Origin of the sequence: Paenibacillus polymyxa, from assembly GCF_015710975.1 — a bacterium.
In the GTDB taxonomy this organism is placed as follows: Bacteria; Bacillota; Bacilli; order Paenibacillales; family Paenibacillaceae; genus Paenibacillus; species Paenibacillus polymyxa.
In genome coordinates this window covers 3951252-3972930 of the sequence record NZ_CP049783.1, presented here as the reverse complement: position 1 = coordinate 3972930, position 21679 = coordinate 3951252, and the positions used below count along the sequence as shown (strand labels likewise).

At 48.4% G+C, this 21679-nt stretch carries 2 protein-coding genes (1 of these 2 running past the window's edge); both read right to left on the bottom strand.

Features of this window, described 5'->3' with window-relative positions; genetic code table 11:
- Positions 1-26 precede the first annotated feature (26 nt).
- The gene (locus G7035_RS17660; protein WP_019687991.1) at positions 27-13433 is read right to left on the bottom strand and encodes an SDR family NAD(P)-dependent oxidoreductase; all 13407 of its coding nucleotides are present in this window, start codon (positions 13431-13433) and stop codon (positions 27-29) included.
- A 50-nt stretch (positions 13434-13483) separates the two neighbouring features.
- A protein-coding gene (locus G7035_RS17655) for an SDR family NAD(P)-dependent oxidoreductase (RefSeq protein ID WP_115293074.1) crosses the window boundary here: on the bottom strand, positions 13484-21679 show its 3' end. 11574 nt of this gene lie beyond the right edge of the window; only the last 8196 of its 19770 coding nucleotides appear in the window; its start codon lies beyond the right edge, outside the window; its stop codon occupies positions 13484-13486.

Sequence of the window (21679 nt, the reverse complement as noted above, 5' to 3'; positions counted from 1 at the left end):
ATTGCCTCCCAGCATGTAGAAACTTCTCATTTACGTATGAATATATTGAAGATTTCATTGGCGGCCTCATCAACAGACATGGCGTCGTTCATCATTTCATCCAAGAGTCTGCCGCACAATTGATCATCAAAATCTACATTGCTTTCATTTTGCGACAGTAATGCGTGGGCTTTTAATTGATCCTTGCTATCCGAAGTCCAATAATGCTCTTTTGCAAATGGGTAGGTTGGCAGGCTGATACGGTGAGGTACCTTCCCTGTATAAACTTTTTCCCAATCCAAATTTAGCCCTTTGGCCCACAGCTCCAGAAGCTTTGTATACTTCCTTTTGGAAATCCAATGTTCAATCAGTTGTTGCAGGTCTTCGTCCCCCGTAAAAATGGACAACGCTTCTTTGTTGCGTTTTACTTGACCTCTATACAGGTTGAGCATGCTGTGGCGTCCGTCCACAAATTCCTTTAATTTCTCCTCAAGATCTGTGATCGAATCCACGAGCATGGCTAGACGCTCCTCCATCGGTTCGCGTCCCACCTGGAGCGTATAGGCAATATCCAATATGCTGGCCGAGGATAGCTGACCCTGAAGAGCCTCAAGCAGCTGTCGTCCTTTTTCCTTAAGCTGCTCCTCACTCTTGGCTGATAGCACGATCATCGCAGGTCCCTGAGAAGCAGGTTCTATTCCTGATGGCTCCTGAACCTCGGGAATATACTCTTCAATCACGATATGAGCGTTGGCCCCACCTGCACCGAAAGACGATATTCCAGCCCGTCTCGGATACTCCTGAGTGATTCCATCGGTTGTAATTACCGGTCTCTTCCATTCTTCTAGATTCTGCTGAACGACAAAAGGAGTATTGCTGAAATGAATTTCAGGATTCAACTTCCTAGAATGTAAGGACGGTACTAACTGGCGATGCTTAAGCTGCAGCAATATTTTAGTTACTCCTGCAATGCCTGCTGCGCTCTCGGTGTGACCAATATTGGATTTGACCGAACCTATGGCGCAGAACTGCTTGTCTTGTGTGAATTTCTCAAAAGCCCTGGTCAATCCGGCAATTTCAATAGGGTCTCCCAAAGCCGTGCCGGTTCCATGGGCTTCAATATAACTGATGGTTCTTGCATCAACATTCGAACGCCGTAGCGCATCCTCAATCAGTTGAGATTGAGCTTGAGGGCTAGGCACGGTATAACCACTGGTTTTACCTGAAGCATTGAGCATGCTCCCTTTGATGACACCATAAATATGGTCACCGTCTGCAATAGCCTTCTCCAGCGGCTTTAACACGATAGCGCCGACGCCTTCCCCATCAACGAATCCATCCGCTTGGTCTCCAAACGACTTACATTCGCCAGTTTTCGAAAGCATCGTCATTGCTGACAGCTTGATATAGTGGATTGGGTCTACGATCAAATTGACCCCTCCGACAATAGCGCACTCGCTGATACCGCTATACAGACTTTCCAAAGCTAGATGGATAGCCGTCAATGAGGAGGAACAAGCGGTATCGATGGTCATACTTGGACCTTGGAAATCCAAATGATAGGATATCCGATTGGAAATAGAATTGTATTGAGGCCCCAAACCGTAATTTCCATTCATCACGCCTGCGAATACGCCCACTTTACGACTCTCACAAAGATTGGCAGGGGTATATCCGGCATCCTCTATACTTGCGTATGCAGCTTCCAGAAAGAGCCGTTCCTGCGGGTCCATAGTTTCGGCTTCTGCAGGAGAAATCTTGAAAAATAGCGGATCAAATAAATCGATTCCATCGATAAAGCCGCCTGATTTCGTATAGATGGTACCTCGTTTTCCTTTTTCTTCGTCAAAGTAGGTCTTCCAATCCCAACGATCTTTCGGAATTTCAGTGATGCAGTTTTTACCCTCTTTTAGGTTGTTCCAATATTCCTCTACATTACGAGCTCCTGGATAGCGCCCGGACAAGCCCACAATCGCAATATCTCTGATATTAGAGGAGTGCTCCTGCGGCTTCTCACCTTTACTGGCAGACGGCTTAAGGAAGCGTCCTTCCTGTGCAAACCTCATCGGGGCAATATCGACTACCTGTGGAGCAGGGACTTCTTCCACTCTGGAAGTTTCTTCGCTCATCTCTGTCTCCTTCATACCTACCAGCTTCTTCAACAAATCCTTTTGCGTTTGAAGCAGGTACGCTACCAGATCATCTATGGTGTTGTACTCAAAAAACAGGGTGCTGGCAAAATCCTCGATCACTTCACGCAAAACATTGGTGATTTGCACAACCAATATCGAATCGATCCCGTACTCTTCCAGGGCAACCGTAGAGTCGATGCTTCCCGGTTCCATTTTTAGGGTTTCGCCAAGTAAATTTTTAAAGTAGGCCGTACTTTTGCTGCGCAGCACATTTTCTGATTCCGCTGATTCCGCCTGTACTGCCTCTCTTTTGGGCTGAGCTGATTGTTTTATTGATCCTGCTTCAACGATTCTATTCTCTACCGATAGGGATTTTTGCTTTGGCTGTCGCTTTTGCCGAACCAAGCCATCGCTTTGGGCTGCAACGATCTGCTGGCCCCAATCATGCGCCTCCTGTGCCGGGAAAAACGCTGTGTGAAAGCCTTCTTTGGCCAATACGCTTTTCCATACGTGAGGATAAAGTCCAGGGCAGCCGGGAATACGCAATTCCGAATCCTCATAAGCCCACCAGCCATCCAGCAATCCGAAGGTAAGGTGGGTAAACACGCTGCTGCCCATGAGTTCATTTAATAGAAGCAGGCCGTTGCTTTTCAAAGCCGCTTTCGCATTACGCAATGCCTGACGAATATCTTTTGCCGTATGAAGTACATTGGCAGCAATGACAATATCATATTTACCTGCATCAATACCTTGTCCAGCAATAGGTTCTTCCACATTAAATATTCGATAACTAAGATACGGATTGTCTGGCCCATACTCTTTTTCCGCATGCATCAAAAAGGCCTTCGAAATATCGGTATAACAATATTCCTGAATGTGTTTGCGATATGGCCGTAACTTGAGGAATACGGCGCTGCTGGTTCCTCCGGTGCCTGCTCCGATTTCGAGAATTCTGATTTCTGCAGCGGAGTTGCTCATAATTCTCTGCTGAACATAGGCGGCGATCGTATCGGAAAGAACTTCATTAAAATAGTCAGCTACCAGACTGTCTTTATAAATCCCTTCCACTAATTCCATCGAGGAATTGGGGAACATGATTTCCGTTGCAGGACATTGGCCGGTAATAATTTCAGGCAAGGCCCGCAGCGTTGTCTCAGCCAAATGTACCCTCGCCCGCATCTGCGGATATTTTTGCCATGTATGCTTGTGCTCTTCCCATTCCTGCCAGACATCCTCTCGGTAAGCCGGGCTGGAAGCATTTCCATCTGTAAGAGCATCATTCAGCCGTGCCAAAATCTTTACACTCTCACCTAGCCATTTGCCGTATAACTCAGGCAGTCCATGCTTATGTTTGAACTCGTCAACAGACTGACGATCTGTCCCTGACAGCCCCACGGACCAAAGCTGCTCCTGCAACAGCTTGCCCAGAAGGTGTTCCAATTCCTCTTCCTGCAGGCTACCAGCATCCTCTGCCGCATAGTCCTCGGCAAACTGGTCTTTTGATTTGATCACTGCAGCAATATTTTCTTGTATATCCCGAAGATCGGGATCCGTGTTGTGCGGGTATAGATTGATGGCTTCTGCCGGATTAGTCCCTTCCAACTCCAAATGTTTTGTTGTTTTCATCAGTCCCATTTGACCCAGCGGTGAGGCAAGCAACGTCTCAAGTGCCTCCATCCCCTCGTGAGGCTCAATAAGTCCGACGCCGATCTGCGCTAGTTTTGAGTAATTATCGACTTCTTGCTGCCTGTCTTGGGAGGTATTGTTTGCGTCGTTCCCCCAGTATCCCCAGTTCATGACTTTCACAGGGCAATGCCATTCCTGTGAAAGCCGCTGCGCAAACGCATCCTTAAAGGTACATCCGGCAGCATAGCTGCTTTGTCCCGGATTTTTTACATAGGCAATAATAGAAGAGAAAAACAACACGAAATCCAGCGGTTCATTTTGAAAAACCTGAGCCATACGCACACTGACATTGACCTTTGCTGAAAGCCCGGACCGGAGCCCTTCCTCCGTCAAATCTTCCAACCCCTTCTCCAAAAAGGCAATGGCAGAGTGGACTACGCCGTTGATCTTGGAGTACCGCTGCTTTATCTCCTCATATGCCCCCTGCAGCGACCTTTCATCTGCTGCATCTGCCGTAATATAGTATGGAACAGGTCCGTGGCCTTTAAATTCGTCCAATTTAGCCTGGATGGACGCGTCCTTTGGCCTTCTGCCTATCCACACCATCTGGGCCTGATAGGTCGAAGCCATATACTTGCTCCACGCCACTCCGATGTTGCCTGCACCACCGATAACCACATAGATGCCTCCGGTTTTGTACAGCGTCTGTCCTTTTGAGCCTGGAGTCTGCTTAAACGGAATCAGCTGCTGGCGATACCACTGACCGCCTCTGAAAACCCACATCCGTCCCTGACGGTCTGAAGGCAACGTAAATAGTTCGGATAACGGCCAGTCATAGTCGGATTGCAGGTCTATGATACGAACCTTCCAGTTCGGATATTCCTTGGCCATCGTGCCTACCAACCCATGCAAACTAGCGTGGGCCGGGTGGACTGTATCGTCCTGATCGATCGACTGAGCCTGGGTGGTTATGGTGGTCCAGCCTAGCTTTTTCGTCCCATACCCCAGCAGGAGCAGCGCCTTGACCATTCTAAAGAAGAGCAAGACTCCGGGCTCCTGTTCCTCAATCAAGGATTCAGCAGTGACCGATTCGACAGAAATCGTAGGTGCAATCCACAGTATATGGTCAACGGCTCCATATTCTTCAACCTTTGAGGCAACCGTTTCTATGGAATCCTGCGCCTGCAGCTCCAAAAAATGCGCCTTCGGATAATATTCCCGGATGGCCTGTCTATCTTTGTCCGTACCACCTGCAATGACCATTCGGTCTGTCGAAGATGGGAAAGCTGATTCTTTTTTAAGCGCAACGGGGTCCCATTTTGGGATGAGCATGACAGCTCCTACAAGCGGATCGGCGGCATGATCTCCTGCAACTACGCCTTGTGCATGCTCAGTGCGGATATCTCCGTCCAGCGCTCGGGTGGATAGTCCCGTTATTCTGACACGAACGTTCCCTTCCTCATCACATAAGTCGATATTGAGCTTCTGTACCTTGTCCTCTCTCTTGCTGCCCTCGCTGTATTGAATCAACGACCACATATTCTGGGTGCATGCCCCATGGATTTCGATCTCTTGAAGGGCGAATGGCATAGAAGGCGTATTGGGTACTGTGCTGTCCGGCAGCTCTCCATCTTGACCCATGATTAATCCAATGGATGCATGCAAGGCCGCATCCATTAGGCTAGGGTGAAGAACAAAGCTGTCAGCCGAATCGGAGAGCACGGAGGGCAATACCAGCTTGGCCAGCATCTTTCCTGGACGTGTATACACTTTCTCCACACACCTGAAGGCTGGGCCGTAATCCATGCCAATTTTTTGGAAGATATCGTAGCAACGCTCCCCCTCAAATCCGTGTAGATCAAATTCTGCCTGTAATGCCTCTAGGTTAAGCACTGGCTTTTGTTCCACGTTAAACTGCACCGCATTGCCCTGGCTGTGCACGGTATGTCCGATATCGCTTCCTGCTTGCTTACTATATACCTCAAAGCTGATTTTTCCCGCGTCTTCCAAAAATAGGCCTGTGTGTACTGGGAATGGCTGATCTTCGACCACAATTGGCCGAATCCAGTTTACATTTTTCAACCGGATTCCTGTTGTGCAGTTGTCCTCATCTCCTATAGAGCGTTCCACAGCCGCCCGCACCATCTCAAGATAAGCGACGCCTGGTAGAATCCGTTGGCCTTTTACCGTATGATCTCTGAGGAAAAATTCCTCGCCTGTAAACGTTGAGCTGAACCGCTGCTTCAAGAAGTTTGAAGTGTTGTGGTGCAGTAAAGGCGACAAAAATGCAGACTGGCCTAGGGTGGCTGTCATACCATCGTTCTTTACCTGGTTTACGGGCACCCAATAGCTTTCTCTGGCAAAAGGATAGGTTGGCAAACTAATCCTGCGATGCTTCTTTTCCCCATAAAGCCTATTCCAGTCCAACAGCAGTCCCGTCACCCAAAGCTCGGCGAGCTTTCCATATTTACCTTTGCTCACCCATGCACCCACCATTTTAGCCATATCCTCATCGATTTCCTGAGTGACCAGCACTCCTTTGTTGCGCTTTACCTGGCCTCTATACAGTTCTTCTATACCTTCCTTTTCTAGCAGGAAGCTTTCCAATTTCCATTCCAGCTCTTGGATGGATGTGGCGATGATCGCAAGCCGTTCTTCCATCGCTTCTCGTCCGATCTGCAGCGTGTAGGCGATATCTGTGAGACCTATACGCGGGTCATTCAGCTCTCTAATGGCAGATAGCAATCTTTGCGCCTGCTCGTTCAGCCTTTCCCTGTTCTTGGCCGATAGCACAATCATGGCAGGATGAAGAGACGCAGGAGCAGCTTGCAGCTGACCAGTCTCTGCTGGAATGTACTCTTCAATTACCACATGCGCGTTAGACCCGCCTGCCCCGAAGGCCGAGACTCCTGCCAACCTTGGATATTCCTTGATTTCACCATCCATGGATACGACAGGTCTTTTCCATTCCTCTAATGTCTGCTGTACTTTAAAAGGACTATCACTAAAATCGATGTTGGGATTTAACTTGCTTGAATGCAGTGAAGGCACCAATTGTTTATATTTCAACTGCAACAGCACCTTTGTCACCGCAGCAATACCGGCTGCGCTCTCACAATGTCCGATATTAGACTTGGCAGACCCAATTGAACAGAACTGCTTGTCTCTGGTATATTCCCGGAACACCTTTTGTAAGCCTGCAATTTCAATCGGATCACCCAGAGGAGTTCCTGTCCCATGCGCCTCTATATAGCTAATGGTTCTAGGGTTGATTCCCGCCTCCTGAATAGCCTGCCCAATCACGCTAGCCTGTGCGTTAGGGTTGGGTACGGTATATCCATTGGTTTTTCCTCCGTGATTCACTGCAGTACCTTTTATGACGCCATATATCCGGTCTCCATCTGCTATAGCTTTGGCCAGCGGCTTGAGCAGCAAAGCCCCGACTCCTTCTCCTGGCACATATCCGTCACCCTGTCCGAAGCTTTCACACCGCCCATTGCTTGATGCAAAGCTTCCCTGTCCTAGTAATAGATATTTGTTAGGATGGACGGAAACGTTGACTCCCCCTGCAACCGCCAGTTCACATTCTCCATGCTGCAGTCCGTGACAGGCCATATGGATTGCTGTCAGTGACGAAGAGCACATCGTATCCACAGCGATACTTGGTCCATGAAAATTACAAAAATACGATACACGGTTGGCAACCGCCGAAGCATTCCCGAGAAGCCCGAGCATATTCCCTTTGGCTTGTTCCTGGGCTCCATAAAGCTGATATTCGTGATACATTACTCCGACATAAACGCCAACATTGCCTTCCATGCCGCCAAGTCCCCGGTCTGCACCAAGAGTTTCGCGCGTATAGCCCGCATCCTCTATGGTTTCATACACACATTCCAGGAAAAGACGCTCTTGAGGGTCCATTGTTTCCGCTTCTCTTGGCGAAATGTTGAAAAACAACGGGTCAAACCAGTCCACCCCATCGATGAACCCTCCCCACTTGCTGTAGGTTTTCCCGGGCTTCCCTTTAGTTTCATTAAAGTACAGGCTGTGGTCCCAACGCTCCTTGGGAATCTCAGTGATGGAGTCCTTCCCATCCCTTAGATTTTTCCAGAACTCCTGGATACCTGCTGCCCCCGGATATCTTCCCGATATCCCTATAATGGCAATGTCCAAGCCCTTTTCTTCCTGATGGGGCTGCGTACCTGTCGGGAAAGGCCATGTACGTCTGCGACTCGCAGCGATCGGAGCCAAAGGCTCTATTGCTGCTTTTGCAGGTTCGTTCGCCACTTTATGAGGAGCCGCATTCTTCTCCTGCGCTTTTAAAACGTCTACCAGCCGGCCATGGTGCGATTCAAGGAAATATCCAGTTAATGAGCGGAGATTATGATATTCAAAAAATAATGTCTTCGGCAGTGAGCCAAACGTTTTTTCCAATTCATTTGTGAGCTGCATGACCAATATGGAATCAATCCCATACCTGTCCATAGGCGCATTTACATTTATACTTTCAGCTGGCAGCTTGATTACAGCCGAAAGCAATGTTTTCAAATAGTCTTCAGCTTTTTCTCTAAGCCATTCTTCGCCGATAATCGAGGCTTCCCCATCTTCCATTCTGGAACGGTCTGAAATCTCCGTTCCTGAAGGCTGTCCAAGAATAGCCGTCTTAATCGTTTGAGGATACCCTTCGATAACCATGACTTGGCTTTTACCGGAAGACAAGCTTTGATACAAAGCCTTTATTCCATTCTCTGTTTCCATGGCAATCATGCCCAGACCTTGCATTGCCTTTTCCGTTTCCCGATCGACATGCATGCCCCCGTCCTTCCACAACGGCCAGTTGATCGACAGCGTGTGCCCCTGGCGCTGCTTGCGTGCCGCCAAAGCATTTCGATAAGAAGCATAAGCATCCATAAAGCCATTGGCAGCAGAGTAGTCAACCTGACCTACATTGCCAACACTTCCGGCGCCGGAAGAAAACAGGATAAAGAAATCCAGAGGCAGGGAGCTGCTGGCCTGATCCAGATGGATCAACCCTGAGACTTTGGGAGTCAGCACTTCTCTAACTTCTTCTATCGTCTTTTTGATGATGAAGTTGTCCCGTATCACTCCTGCTGTGTGCAAAATACCGTTAAGACCGCCATATTGCTCGACGATGCCATGAATTAACTCGGTGACCGCTTCCTTTTGACCCACGTCCACCTGTCTGTACTCTATATGACCTTCCAGCGCTTCCAATTCGCTTAACAAGGTCTGTTTATCCGCTGACAGAGGTGATCGTCCTACCAGTACGACGGTGGAGTTTTTCACATTGCACAGGATGTCTCTGGCAAAAATCAGTCCCAGGCCGCCTAGACCGCCAGTGATGAGATAGGTCCCTCCATCTTTCCATGGCTGGGCTGCATCTTCACGCAAGGTTTCAATTTCTTGCCACTTTAAAGCCTGTCGCTTGTCGCCATGATATCGTATCCGTTCGCCGTACTGGCCGTAACGGTTCTCTTGTATTTTTGCAATAATCCCCTCAGGACCATCCTTGGCATTAAGCTCTAGCAGTTGACCCATGACATTCGGGTTTTCTTTCTGGGCGGTTTGCAGCATGGCAAAGAACCCGGAATAAACCTGGTGGTCATTTCGGGCAGGGACTGCAATTTGCAGCAAAGTTTTTTGTTTGTGTATGTCCAGCATTATATTTTGCAATTCTTCAAATATCTGAATAGTGTAGTCTTCAAACCGCGCATCCAAGTCATTACTTGAGGACTGTAAAACAATGCAGCGAGTACCATCCATACGAGCTGCAATATCCTTTCTGGAAATACCTTCAAATTCGCACAGAATCACAATATGCCGTATATCTTTGAACGCGTTCTCTCCTGCAAGGACTGCCTCCTCCTCCCAGACCGGCTCCAGCATGAGTGTGCCCACATTCTCGACGAAATCTGCTTGCCCTGCTCCTTTTTCCAGTTCTCTGGATGAGAGCCCTTTGAGCTGCACACAAATCTTTCCGGTCTCGTCGCAGAGATCGATATGTACTATGCTCAATCCATTTAGTGTCTCCTCACTCGCTTGTCTGGAAATCCGTGCCCACATCACAGAAGTGCATTTTTCGAATATTTTCAGTTCCTGCAAGGCAAAGGGTACCGAGAGGTTGCCTTCAGACACATGTTCTTCTCGATCTATCACCAACCCGATTGTGGCCTGCAAGGCTGAATCCATTACAGCCGGATGCAATACAAATTCACTTTGGGTATGAGATACATTGGATGGAAGGGACAGCTTTGCCAGCACGAAATCCTTTCCCCGTAAGATGGTCTCGATCCCCCGGTGTCCCGGGCCATAGTCTATTCCCATAGCTCTGAAAGCTTCATAGCATTGGCTTGAAGATAGTGAACTGTGAATACATTCTGCCTGTAAAACACTCAGGTCCAGGTACTGCGGCTCACCGCTTCTCTCCAACACAGCTATCCCCTGGCTGTGTATAATATCTTCGGCGTCTTCTTCCCCGCCGCTGTATATTTCAAACGCAATCGCTCCATCGTCCTGAGGATATAGGCTGGTGTGTACCCTGATCGGTTTGTTAGCTACAACGATGGGCTGAGCCCATACTACATTTCTCAGTTGAATACGGGTCTCACTCTCCATGACATCCCCTGCTGCTTCTTCGACGGCCGCTCGCACCATTTCAAGGTAAGCCACCCCAGGTAATGTCGGTTGGTCCATAACTCGGTGATCCGCTAGGAAAAATTCCCGGCCTGTAAAGGTAGAGTCGTAGCGCTGCCCGGAGAGATCGGAAGTATTTTGATGCAGCAAAGGGTGAATTTGGGCGGTCATAGCCGGGTTTATATTCTCCTGGCCCATGTCTGTCTCAGACAACCAATAGTGTTCCCTCTCGAAAGGATAGGTCGGCAGACTGATTCGCTGGGGCTTGGTTGCTCCATAAAGTGCATCCCATTCAATAGTTGCGCCATTAGTCCATAATTTGGCTACTTTATCAATTCTTTTATTCTGAAGCCAGGTCCGAACGAGGGTTCCAGTATCTTCGTCAGAATCAAAAAGTTCAATATCGTCTCTAGCATCGTCCACTTGTCCAGTTAACACCTTGTCCGACGAGTTTCCATTCACAAAATGTTCCAGCTCATGGATCAGATTTTCTCTTGAATCTGTCAAAAACGCGAGGCGCCAGTTCATAGCCTCTCTGCCCACTTGCAGGGTATAAGTCAGGTCTGACAGCTTAGTGCTTTCGTGCAATTTAACAAATTCCATCATGTCGGCGGCATAGGATTTCAGGGCTTGTTCGCTTTTGGCAGAAAGTACAAATAGCACTGGGTTATCTTGATCGACTGGGTTCAGCTTCACCTCAGAGGCTACAGGCACATATTCTTCAATAACCATATGCGCATTAGTACCGCTAAACCCGAAAGCACTGACGCTTGCACGTCGAGGTATTCCCGGTTTGGACTCCCACTTTTGTAGCCCAGTGTTAATGTAAAACGGGCTTTCCTCCAAAGAAATATGTTCATTTAGGGATTCAAAATTGATGGTTGGCGGCAATTGCCGATGTTTCATGGCGAGGAGCACTTTCATTATGCCAGCTACTCCGGCCGCTGTTAGCATATGTCCCATATTGCTTTTCAGCGATCCCAGCGCGCAATAGCCCTTTTTGTTCGTATAGGATCGGAAAGCTTCGGTAAGCCCTTCCACTTCGATCGGATCGCCCAGTTTGGTACCTGTCCCATGGGCCTCTACCATAGAGATCGTTTCAGGATTAATATTGAACCGCTGGTAAACCTCACTTTCAAGCGAAATCTGTGAATTTACACTTGGAGCAGTAATGCCGTTGGTTTTCCCATCCTGGTTCATTCCCCATCCCCGGATAACCCCATAGATGGAGTCCTTGTCCCTGATTGCATCAGAGAGCCGTTTTAATAAAATAACGCCAACCCCTTCTCCAGGGACAAACCCGTTTGCACGGGCGTCAAAAGTAAAGCATCGTCCATCCTTGGACAGCATTCCTGCTTTGCTGGTCATGACATGCATCCCTGGCCCTGCCATGATCATTACTCCGCCCGCCAAAGCAAGATCGCTTGTTTCTAAAACAAGGCTGTTGCAAGCTTCAGCTATAGCTACCAGAGAGGAAGAGCATGCGGTATCAATCGCCAGAGAAGGGCCCTTCAAATTCAGCAAATACGAAATCCGAGCCGATAAAATGGAAGGCGCTCCTCCCATAAGAACCTGCGCATTCAACCCCTGTCCGCTCATGGACCTTCCATAATCACTAGCTGCACAACCTACAAAAACACCGCAACGGCTCCCTGACAGTGAGGCTGGATTCAATCCAGCATCTTCAATGCATTTCCAGCTACTTTCCAGAAATAGACGCTGTTGAGGGTCCATCATCTCTGCTTCCGCAGGAGATATATTAAAGAACAACGGGTCAAATCGATCTATATCCTCTAGCACACCCATCCACTTGCTATAGGTTTTCCCCTCAGCCTTGGGATCAGTATCATAATATTCATCAATGGACCAGCGTGTTGAAGGAATTTCCGATATACAATCCCTGCCCTGAGCCAGGTTATCCCAGAACTCAGTCAATGTCTTGGATTTGGGGAACTGACCCGCCATGCCAATAATTGCGATAGAATCCTTCTCCTGACCATGCGGCATACTGGGCACAGATTTTTTCATATCCGCCTGCTTGAGCAGTTTGTGCGTACCATCGCTATTCGGAAGTTGTCCGTAGGCCGTCTGAATCCGTTCCTTGACCTCTTGCTGATTCACAAACGTTTTGTCCTGCATTTTTATTTCTTTCTCAATCGTAGCCGCCAGCTTTTCTCTAATCGGCTGAGCCATATGGTTTTTCAGCTCAATCAATGACTCTCTTGGCGACTCGGACAGTTTCCTTGCCAGCTGCATTGCGTACGGTACCACTTCATTTCTCGGCAGAACAGGAAAAGGAGTCCCTTTGGACTCCAGTTCTGAACCGCTATATCTAGTACCAGTGAATAAAATTTCCTGCGCCATGCTAACTCCGAATTTTTCAGGAAAAATGAGGGTTGAGCCCGCACCGGGAGTAAAGCCGTATTTCATAAAATTAGTAGTGTAGATGCTTTCTCTACTCATCACGATAAAATCGCAAAACATCCCCATGCACCAGCCTGCGCCAATTCCATGTCCCTGCATAGCAGCAATGACTGGCAGCTTGCAATCCAGTGCAATCTTGTAAACATTGGTATCGCTATATTTCGCCTTTCCCTCATGAATGGCCAGCAATCCCTCCTGCGTACCCCCTGTGGCAAAATAGGTGTCATATCCCGTCAGAATCACAACTTTATAATTCTCGTTAGCCTGCACCGTAGCGAACGCCTGGTTCAGGCCCACAATCAGTTCATCGGAAAATGTATTTTTGTGCACGGTATCCTTCATTGTTAACAGGACAATGCCATGCTCAAATTCCTGCAATTGAACCACCGGCGGCACTTCCGTTTCGCCGTTGCTCTCCTTCTCCGGTCCGTGAAAGCTGTCCAATGGCTGTAGCGAAAGAGACAATTCCTCTGAAGTTGATTCCTGTGATCGGACTTCCAATGATTCTTCCAAAGATTCATCCGAAAGCCCGCCCATCAATTGGCGCAATCGTGCTTCGGCATCTTCAGAATTTATTTCTCCTGTTTGTACCGCACGAAAAATATCTTTTGGATCCATAAAAATGCCCTCCTAGCCGTATGAAATAGGACGAATATCGTGTCGGCAATTTACGAGTGTAATTGCTTGAACAACTGATCGGCCTGCTCAACATTTAATTCACCTTGCAGCACCTTCTGGATCAACGCTTGCATGGGCTGCGTAGAAGTTGACTCTACAGGTACTTGGTTTGAGGCTCCCGCCGATTTGCTTAATTCCTTTGCTAAATATTTGGAAAATTCTTTGATGTTAGGATAGTCATATACTCTGGTTGCTGAAATAGCCGTTCCAAACCGTTTATTCACGTCCTGTACCCACTCTACGCCTATAATAGAATCCAGTCCCATATCGATAAATTTATCGTCTCGGCCAATATCCTTTTCATCCATACTCAAGGATTTCGCAAGACTTTCAATTAGCTCTTTCTCCAACGCATCCACCCGTACAGCCGTAGGTCCGTTAGCAGGTCGCTTGGCCTCATCCCTGACAGCGGGCTGCGGTGTAGAATTGATAGGTTTAGGCTGCGGGGGAGCAGGCTTCAATTCTGCAGGCTTAGCTGCCTTTTTGGGTGCGTCGGCTACCTTCTCGATATCAGAGACTGAGCGCAGCAAAATACCCTGCGGCTTTTCAGGTACCTTTGCCAATGTCTGTACCTGCACATTAGCGTTGGCAGTAGGAGGGCTGAAAACAACGGGCTCTTGCTTTTGTGCTGGAATATCAACTACAGGGAGCTCCGTCTTGACTTCCTTGGACTGGCTTCCAAACGTAGAGATCCAATAGCTTTCCTTGGCAAATGGATAGGTTGGCAGACTCATCCGATGAGGTCTAACCTTTCCGTAAAGCCTGTTCCAATCGAATAGTAGTCCCTGAACCCACAGCTCTGCCAGCTTTGTATACTTGCTCTTGCTTATCCAGATATCCACCAATTGTTCCATGTCCTCGTCTGCTTCAAGAACCGTCAGAATATCTTTATTTTTCTTTGCCTGACCCGAATAGAGTCCGTCGATTTCCTCATTCCCCGCAAGGAAGCTCTCCAGCTTTCCTTCAAGCTCCGTCGTAGACTTAGCTATGACTGCTAACCGTTCCTCCATAGCTTCCCGTCCCACCTGAAGGGTAAATGCTATATCCCCCAAACTGGCATCCGCGTATTCCGGCGCTCTGAGTGCAGAAAGCAATCTTTGCACCTGCTCGTACAATCGCTCCTGATTTTTGGCTGACAGCACGACTATGGCCGGGTTTTGCAATATCCTAGGAGCTTGTCTAGTCTCCTGTACCTCAGGGATGTATTCCTCAATAAGCACATGGGCGTTGGAGCCTCCGGCGCCGAAAGAGGAAATACCTGCAATTCTCGGGTATTCAACGGTCTTCCCATTTATCGTGACGACTGGTCTTTTCCACTCTTCAAGCTCCTGCTGAACTAAAAAAGGACTATTGCTAAAGTCGATATTCGGGTTGAGTGTGCTGGAATGCAGCGAAGGTGCGATCTGTCCGTATTTGAGCTGCAGGAGCACCTTAGTCACTCCTGCAATCCCTGCTGCACTCTCGCAATGCCCTATATTGGATTTTGCCGAACCAATGGCGCAGAACTGGGTGTCTTCCGTGTATTCCTGGAAAACCTTTTGCAATCCAGCGATTTCAATGGGATCACCTAAAGATGTCCCGGTGCCGTGTGCTTCAATGTAACTGATTGTTCTGGGGTTTATACCAGCTTTCTTAAAGACCCTTCCAATTACACTAGCCTGCGCTTTAGGATTTGGAACTGAAAAGCCATTGGTCTTCCCGCCGTGGTTCACAGCGGTTCCCTTGATGACCCCGTATATGTGATCGCCGTCTGCTATTGCTTTGGTCAGCGGTTTGAGCAACACGGCCCCTACACCTTCACCCGGCACATACCCATCTCCGCCTTCTCCGAAGCTTTCGCATCGTCCCTTGCTTGATACGAATCTTCCCTGCCCAAGCATCAGGTATTTGTTCGGATGAATGGAGACATTGACACCGCCAGCAACGGCAAGCTCACACTCGTCTTGCTGTAAGCTCTGGCAGGCAAGATGTATGGTCGTCAATGAGGATGAGCACATCGTATCCACAGCCATGCTTGGTCCGTGGAAATTACAGAAATAAGAAACACGGTTTGCAATGGAGGCTGGATTCCCCGGAACGGCAATCATTTTGCCTCTAGCCTGCTCCTGCGCCCCGTAAAGCTGATATTCTTCGTACATAACGCCGACAAAAACGCCTACATTCCTTTCCAGTCCAAGCCCTTCCCGTGTATAACCTGCATCCTCGATCGTTTCATAGACGCATTTCAGAAACAAGCGCTCCTGTGGATCGATGATTTCTGCTTCCCTAGGAGAAATGTTGAAAAACTTCGGATCAAATTGATCCACGCCTTTGATAAAGCCTCCCCACTTGCTGTAAGCTTTTCCAGACTTGTTCCCTTCCTCGTCAAAGTATATGCTGTGATCCCAGCGCTCTTTGGGAATTTCCGTAATGCAGTCCTTTCCATTACGCAGATTGTTCCAGAATTCCTCAACATTCTCGGCCTCAGGATACATGCCTGACAAGCCGATAATAGCAATATCCCCCGTACCACCTGCTGCTTCCGGCTGCGGTTGGAGTTTTTTCTGATCCAGCAATTTTGCCTGAGCCGGCATTTCACGAGCTTGTCTTCGGCTGCTGGAAAGCGGCCTTTCCGGGTTCTCTTTCACAGTGGAAGACGTAAACGCTTGGACGGCGTTGACCTCTTCCTCCATTCCAAGCAGTTGAATCAGCTGCTTCTGGTGAACTTCAAGAAAATATTGGGTGAGTTCCCGGATACTCTGGTATTCAAAAAACAACGTTTTGGGTAATGTACCGAATGTTTTCTCCAATTCACGTGTCAGTTGTCTGATCATAATAGAGTCAATTCCATACTTCTCCATAGGGGCATCGGCTTCAATCTGCCTTGCTGGCAGTCTGATGGATGTTGCGAGCAATTGCTTTAAATAATTTGCAGCTTTTTCGACAAGCAGGTCTTGACCGATTCCAGGCTCCTTTCTGCTCTCCATGATCATAGAGGAGGCATCTTCAACCTGATTCAGGGATGGCTGCTGCAGGAGCGTTTCTCTGAGCTGGCTGGCATGCCCTTCTAATACCATGACTTGATCTTTTCCAGAAGCCAGACTCTGGTACAAAGCCCGCATTCCTGTGTCGGTCCCCATAGCGAACATCCCCATTTCCTCCATGATTTGTTCCGTTTCACTATCAATACGCATTCCGCCTTCCTTCCAGAGCGGCCAGTTGATTGAAAGCGTCTGCCCATAACGTTGTTTCTGTTCTACAAGTGTATTGCGATATCTGGCATAGGCATCCATAAAGGCATTGGCAGCAGCATAGTCAGCCTGTCCTATATTCCCAAGACTGCCTGCAACAGATGAAAATAGAATGAAAAAGTCCAGCGGAATATCCTTGCAGGCCTGGTCCAGATTCGTTAATCCTGTAACCTTTGGCGCCAATACTTTCTGCAATTCCTCTTCTGTTTTTTTAATCATAAAATTATCGCTGGTTACTCCTGCACCGTGAATAATCCCGTCCAGTTTCCCAAACTCTTCCCGAATATCCCGAACCAAATCCTCAACCGCTCTGTTATCGTCGACATCGGCCTGCCGAAATACGACTCTTGCTCCTAGAGCCTCTATTTCCTCAATCCTTGCTTTGATGTGACCACGGAGTATAGATCGTCCGACGAGAATTAACGCGACATCTTTAGCCTGTCGTGCCATTTCTTCAGCCAGAATCAAACCAAGGCTGCCGGTTCCGCCAGTAATCAAATAAACCCCTTTGTCCTTCCAAGGAATACGGTTCACTTCCTGCGAGGATTTGATTTCCGTCCATGCGGCAGCATATCGTCTGCCCCACTGGTAGCGGATATGTGAACTCATGAAGTTGCGGCTATTTTCTTGCAGGATATTTATAATACCTGCTGCATCTTCCTCCATATCCACTTCGATCAGTTGGCCCACTAGTGTGGGATTCTCAAGCTGTGCTGTTTGTAAGAGTCCGTAAAGTCCAGAGAATACCTGTCTGTGATCCTGTACCGGAATGATAAGCTGAACCAATGTTTTGTGTTTGGATTGGGTTTTGAGCACCTGTTGAATTTGCTCAAACACCTGTGCTGCATAAGTTCTAAAGCGTGCATCCATGCTTTCCTCTTCGGATTGCAGGATAAGACAATGCACCCCGTTCATCTGTGATTCAATCATTTCCCCGGAAATATGTGCTGGTTCACATAAAATGACCAAATGCTGCCGATATTCAGGTGCTGTTCCTCCCGAGACAAGGGCTTGTTCCTCCCATACAGGCTCAAGCATCAAAGTCTCAGATAGCGTCAATTCATCTGAGCCCCCTGTTCCTCCTTCTGCAATTCGTGATGAGAAGCCCTTCATGCTTACACAAACATTCCCCTGCATGTCGCACAAATCAATATCCAGCTTTTGCACTGGACCATCCTGTCTGCTGCCTTCACGATTACGGACCCAAGCCCACATCTCTGATGTGCAGCCACTAAACACCTCAAGCTCTTCCACAGCAAACGGTAAAGCCGGCTTTGACTTTATAGAAGCTTTACCGTCAGACATGGCAGCGCCGTATGTGTCCATCATCAGGCCTATGGACGCCTGCAAAGCGGAATCCATCAAGCTAGGATGCATCACAAACTGTCCCATGGTCTGGTAAACAGAGGTAGGCAAGGACAATTTGGCAAGTACCTGATCCACGCCAGTGTAGATCTTTTCAATTGCTTGATGCCCTGGCCCATAGGAAACCTGCATGGCTGCAAACGCCTCATAACACTGCTGGGATGAATAGGTACCCAGATTGCACTGCTCCAGCAGTGCTTCAATATCTATGGCAGGAATCTCAGCCAACGGAGCAATTGCTGCGCTGCCTTCGCTATGCACAACTAACTCTGTATCCAGTGATTCAGACTTGCTGTAGATTTCATAGACAATTTCTCCGTCTTGCGGGTAGAGCCCGATATTTATAGCAATCGGCCGCTCCCCAGCTACCACAGGCCGGAGCCATAATACATCTTTTAAACGAACACAAATCCGACTTTCTTCCGAAGATGTAGCGACTTGCTCTACTGCCGCTCGCGCCATTTCAAGGAAGGCCACTCCAGGCAAAAGCTTCTGTCCCTTGATCACATGGTCAGCGAGGAAAAATTCTCTTCCCGTAAATGTGGAGCTGAACTGAAGTCCATAAATATCGGACGTATTGCGCTGAAGCAAAGGATGAATGATGGCTGACTTCTCCTGCTTTGGCCCAACATCGTTTGCTCCACTCAGGTTATTGGTATCGGTTACGCAATATCGTTCTTTGGCAAAAGGATAGGTCGGCAGGCTGATACGGTTTGGCTTATGCTTTTCGTACAGCACGTCCCAGTCAAAAACCGCGCCTTTTACCCAAAGACGTGCGATTTGGCCATAGCTGCTTTCACTAACCAACGCCTCAATCGTCGTGCCTACTTCCTCTCGTGTTCCCCGGTCTCTATTTTCTTCTCTATAGCGTTTTGCCTGCCCTACATATAAGCTAGGGATGCCTTCCCGTCCTTCAACAAATCCCTTTAGCTTCTCCTCTAACCCAGAGAGAGACACCGCAGTGAAGGCCAAACGTTCTTCCATCGCTTCGCGCCCCATCTGCAGGGTATAGGCTATATCTCCCAGACTGCCGTCTGTGAACTGGCGCTCCCGGATTGCAGTCAGCAATTGCCGTGCCTGATCTTGCAGCTGTCCTTCAGTCTTGGCTGACAGTACAACAATAGCCGGCTTTTGGGCACTGAAGGTAACTGGCTCTTTCTCCTGATTTTTCGGAACATATTCCTCGATGATCAAATGAGCATTGACGCCGCCGAATCCAAAAGAGCTGACACCTGCTCTCCGAGGAATATTGTGCCCAGAAGCATCTTGCTGCTGCTTCCATTCACTCGTCTCCTGGACGATATAGAAAGGACTGTCTTCAAGTTTGATATAGGGATTAATGGCATCGCAATGAAGGCTTTTAACAAGCTTTTTATGCTTCAACTGAAGCAGAACTTTGATGACACCAGCGATTCCGGCAGCCAGCTCCAGATGTCCAACATTGGTCTTCACCGAACCTAGGCCACAATGGGGCTCTTTGATCCCGGGTCCCTTTGTACTCTCATATAGCTCTTTAAAGGCTGCTTTCAGTCCGTTGATTTCAATAGGATCACCCAACTCGGTGCCTGTCCCATGGGCCTCAATGTAAGAGACTGTTCTTGGGTCGATACCAGCCTTTGTATATGCATTTACCAGTAAATCCGCCTGTGCCCTCGGATTAGGTGCTGTCAGGGAATTAGCCCGGCCACCATGATTGACAGCTGTGCCTCGGATTACGCCGTAAATATGGTCTCCAGCCTTTTCTGCGTCCTTCAGCTTTTTCAGGAAAACCATGCCTACCCCTTCACCACGCACATAACCGTTGGCTTGATCAGAGAAGGTTTTGCACCGGCCATCCTCACACAGCATCCCTGCTTTATTGAAACTGATATGAAGCTCAGGTGTGATAATCACATTGACACCACCTGCAATGGCCATTTCGCAGCTTCCATCTTCTATAGCCTTTACGGCCCGGTGAATGGCCACCAGCGAACTGGAGCAGGCAGTTTCGACAGGCTCGCTCGGACCATGAATATTAAGGAAATAGCTCATACGATTGGGTCCTACCGACGGCGCCATTCCGCTAGAGGAATACGCCTCCACACCCACATCTCCCTGATAGATCATTCCGCTGTAGCCGCTGTTTGCGGTTCCTGCAAAGATACCTGTATGGGTTCCAGATAACCCTGCTGCCGGAATCCCAGCATCTTCAATTGCCTTCCAAATATAAGTCATCAACAGACGCTGCTGCGGGTCCATGAGTGCAGCTTCCCTCGGTGAAATTCCAAAAAATAAAGGGTCAAACTCATAGATCCCGTCAATAAACCCGCCCCACTTGATGTTTGTTTTATTGGTCTCTTCCGCAGGGTCACCGTAATACGCCTTCCAATCCCAGCGATCTTCAGGTATTTCAGTGATACAATCCCTGCCTTCCTCAAGATTTTTCCAAAACTCATCTACATCCCGGGCCATGGGAAAGACGCCGCTTATGCCTACGATTGCAATAGGTTCAGAACCAGCCTGGGTCTGTTGCGGCATAGCTAGCACATTCTCGTTTGCAAATCGGGAACGCTGGCGTCTACTGCGGATGCTGTCTTCCCTATCATCCTCTTCATTCTGCACGGCAGGCTCAGTCCGGGTCTGGACGACAAACTGCTCACCAAGCAAGGTGGCATATTCGTCCACTAAATACCTGCAGAAGTCATGAAGTGTAGTGTATTCAAAGAATACGGCAGGAGTCAGATCAAGCCGATACAAGTGATTGATGTTGTTGGCAAATTGCGTGAGCAAGATCGAATCGAAGCCATACTCACTCAGTTCTACATAGGCATCAATATCTTCAAGCTTGACTTTCAGCAATTTCGATACCGCCTGCATCATGGCGATTTGCACCTTGTCCTGCAGGTCCGGCGCGGCATTTCCGTCAGTCGTGGAAATGGCTGAAATAATTGCTGAAGCACCCGTCGCCTTTTCAAACTGTCCGGTTTCCGGAATATCTAAGCCTATTGCTCTTTTCATTTTTTCGAGATTGCCTTCCAGCACCATAACCTGATCAGCACCCGTAAGCATGGCACGGTACAAGGCCTGAATGCCGGAAGAAGTTGAAATACTGCCCATGCCTGTGTGCTGCTTTACCAGCTTCTCTGTCTCCTCATCAATATGCATCCCGCCTTCTTTCCATAGTGGCCAATTGATAGATATCGTTTGCCCCTGGCGCTGTTGCGATCCTGTCAATGTGTTCCGGTATCTGGCGTAAGCATCCATAAACGCGTTAGCGGTAGAATAGTCCGCCTGTCCCTGATTGCCCAGCCCTCCAGCAACCGACGAAAACAGAATGAAGAAGTCAAGAGGCAGGTGCTTGCTCGCCTGATCCAAATTCACTACCCCTAGAACTTTGGGTGCAAGAACCTCCAGCATTTCCCCGCTATTTTTTTGAAGTATGCGGTTGTCACGAATGACTCCTGCACTATGAATGATGCCATTCAGGCTTCCGAATTCTGCCCCTATTTCCCGAATTAAATCAGCCACCGCCTGCTCCCGGGTCACATCGGCCTGCTTATATGCTATTCGTGCTCCTAATGACTCCAATTTCTTTATCTCTGCCCGCTTGCC